We start from the raw sequence: 407 nt of genomic DNA, 5'->3' as shown, positions 1-407 counted from the left end.
GGCACGGCATGCGCTCGTACTACGCGGACCGAAACCGGGAAACGGCCGTTAATGTGCCCCGGGGCGTGGGATAGCCCGCACCCGCACCTGGCCGGAAGCAGCTGCGCATGCGCCGTCGTCGTAAAACCTGCTACTCCCCTTTCCGCCGCACCATCTCGCCGATCCATGCCGGGGCGAACGGCGACGTACACCCCGGGGGCGTCGGGTAATCCTTCAGCACTTCAAGCCGCTCACCGATCGCGGTGGCACGCTTCCGGTAGGCCGCGTGCTCGATCCCGATCTGCGCCAGGCACGTGTTCATTGCCCACTGCAGCCTGTCCGGGGCGTCCCTCATCTCCGCTTCGATGTTGTCCAGCAGGGCCGGAAGGTCCAGGCCCTCGGGTTTCCTGACCACGCGGTCCGAGGTC

1 protein-coding gene is annotated in these 407 nt (G+C 67.3%); it reads right to left on the bottom strand.

Features of this window, described 5'->3' with window-relative positions; translation table 11 throughout:
• Positions 1-130 precede the first annotated feature (130 nt).
• On the bottom strand, positions 131-407 hold a 277-nt coding region (locus tag AC1DKD_RS42295), incomplete at its 5' end, for a hypothetical protein (protein ID WP_477144874.1).

This window comes from Cupriavidus sp. 05T313 (genome assembly GCF_056396665.1).
This window is presented reverse-complemented; position numbering and strand designations above follow the sequence as displayed.